1 protein-coding gene and 1 pseudogene are annotated in these 2,320 nt (G+C 70.1%); both read right to left on the bottom strand.

Annotated elements, in window-relative coordinates:
* Positions 1–172 (bottom strand): annotated as a pseudogene (locus tag VB737_RS16345) (low-complexity tail membrane protein); the annotation flags it as partial.
* 4 nt (positions 173–176) lie between these two features.
* A partial coding sequence (gene infB, locus VB737_RS16340) for a translation initiation factor IF-2 (RefSeq protein WP_500314513.1) occupies positions 177–2,320 on the bottom strand: 2,144 nt, incomplete at its 5' end.

The following is a 2,320-nucleotide window of genomic DNA, read 5'->3' as shown; positions in this document are numbered from 1 at the left end:
GCAGCAGGCAGGGGGCCAGGGCGCCGATGGCCCAGCAGAGCAGCCGCTCCAGGCCCGGAAGCGGGCCGGGGTCGCTGCCGGCCAGCACCAGCAGCAGCAGGAGCGCTTCGAGCGGCAGCACCCCGAGGGCGATCAGCTGGAGCCAGAGCAGCGGCTCGCCGCGGGGCGTCACGGGATCAGGTGCTGAGGGTGCGGCGCTGTGTGACCAGCTTGAAGGCCTCGACCCGATCCTTCTCCTGCCAGCCGGTGAACCGATCGCAGCCGATGCCGCACTCGAAGCCGGTGGCCACCTCCTTGACGTCGTCCTTGTTGCGCCGCAGGGAGTCGAGGTCGCCTTCGTAGACGAGCTCCTTGCCGCGGTGCACGCGGATGCGGCAGTTGCGCTGCAGCTTGCCGCTGGTGACATAACAACCGGCCACGGCGCTCTTGCCGATCGTGAACACGGCCCGCACTTCCGCCTCGCCCAGGCTCTCCTCCACCAGCTCCGGCTCCAGCAGGCCCTCCATGGCCATCTGGATGTCCTCCAGGAGCTTGTAGATGACGTCGTAATCGCGCACATCCACACCGGTGGCATCGGCGGCACGCTTGGCGCCGGAGGCCATCGAGGTGTTGAAGCCCACGATCACAGCGCCGGAGGCTGCTGCCAGATCGACGTCCGTTTCGGTGATCTCGCCCGGTGCCGAGAGCAGCACCCGCACCTGAACCTCCTCCTGGGGCAGCTGTTCGAGGGATCCGAGGATCGCCTCGACGCTGCCCTGCACGTCGGCCTTGAGGATCAGGTTGAGCTCCTTGAGCTCGCCTTCGCTGGCCTGGCCCGACATCGAGGCCAGGGAGACCCGCCGGGACGCCATCTGCTGGGCCAGGCGGGTGGCCCGGGCCTCGGTGGCCCGGTCGCCGACGACCGCCCGGGCGCTCTTCTCATCGGCGTAGACCTCGAACTCGTCGCCGGCGGTGGGCACCTCGCTGAAGCCGAGGGCCTCCACGGCGCTGGAGGGGCCGGCCTGCTTCACCCGCTTGCCGGTGTCGTCGACCATGGCCCGCACCTTGCCGAGGATCGGACCGGCCGCCAGCACGTCGCCGGCCTTGAGGGTGCCGTTCTGGATCAGCAGGGTGGCCACCGGTCCCTTGGCCTTGTCGAGGTGGGCCTCGATCACCGTGCCCCGGGCCATCCGGTCGGGGTTGGCCTGCAGGTCCTCCACTTCGGTGACCAGCAGGATCATCTCCAGCAGCTTGTCGATGTTCTCCCCCTTGATGGCGCTCACGGGGACCATGACGGTGTTGCCGCCCCAGTCCTCGGCCACCAGGTCGAGGCCGGAGAGCTCCTGCTTGACCCGGTCGGGCTGGGCCCCTTCCTTGTCGATCTTGTTGATCGCCACCACGATCGGCACCTCGGCGGCGCGGGCGTGGCTGATCGCCTCGAGGGTCTGGGGACGGACGCCGTCGTCGGCGGCCACCACCAGCACCGCCACGTCGGTGACCTTGGTGCCGCGGGCCCGCATGGCGGTGAAGGCCTCGTGGCCCGGGGTGTCGAGGAAGGTGATCTTGCGGTGCTCGTCGCCGTGGGGCACATCCACCTGGTAGGCGCCGATGTGCTGGGTGATGCCGCCGGCTTCGCCGGCCGCCACGCGGGTCTTGCGGATGGCGTCGAGCAGGCTCGTCTTGCCGTGGTCGACGTGGCCCATCACGGTCACCACGGGCGGGCGCCGGATCAGGTGCGCCATGTCGCTCTCCTCGATCATCTCCACGGTCTTCTTGGCCGCGGCCTCGACGTCGTCCTCGAGGACGGGCACGCCGAACTCCTCCGACACCGTCTCGATCGTGTGCAGATCGAGGGTCTGGGTGACGGTGGCGATGATCCCCTTGAAGAACAGCGATTTGATGATCTCGGAGCTCTCCACGCCGAGGCGGTCGGCCAGCTCCTGCACCGTGAGGTTGCCCTCCGGCACGATCAGCATCTCGGGACGCTGGGCCTTGGCCTCGCGGGAGGCCCGCAGTTCCATGGCACGGCGCCGCTGGCGCTGGCGGGTGGTCTCCTTCTTGCGCTTGCGCACCGCCACGGTGGGCTTGGCGGCGGTGCCAGGAGCGGAGCGGGGCTTGGCGGGCCGGGCCAGGCTGGCCTGGAGCACCAGGGCTTCCTGCTCGCCGGCGTAGCCACCGGTTTCGGCGGTGAGCGCATCATCGTTTTCGCCGATGATGTGCACCTTCTGGCGCTGCTTCTGGGGCGTGCGGCTGCGCAGGGCTTCCAGCTTGGCGCTGTCGTCCCAGTCGGGACGCCGGGCGCCGGGGGCGCGGGCGCCCGCGGGGGTGGGTGGCCGGAAGC

This window comes from Synechococcus sp. BA-120 BA3, from assembly GCF_034931285.1.
Taxonomy (GTDB): Bacteria; Cyanobacteriota; Cyanobacteriia; order PCC-6307; family Cyanobiaceae; genus Cyanobium.
This window is presented reverse-complemented; position numbering and strand designations above follow the sequence as displayed.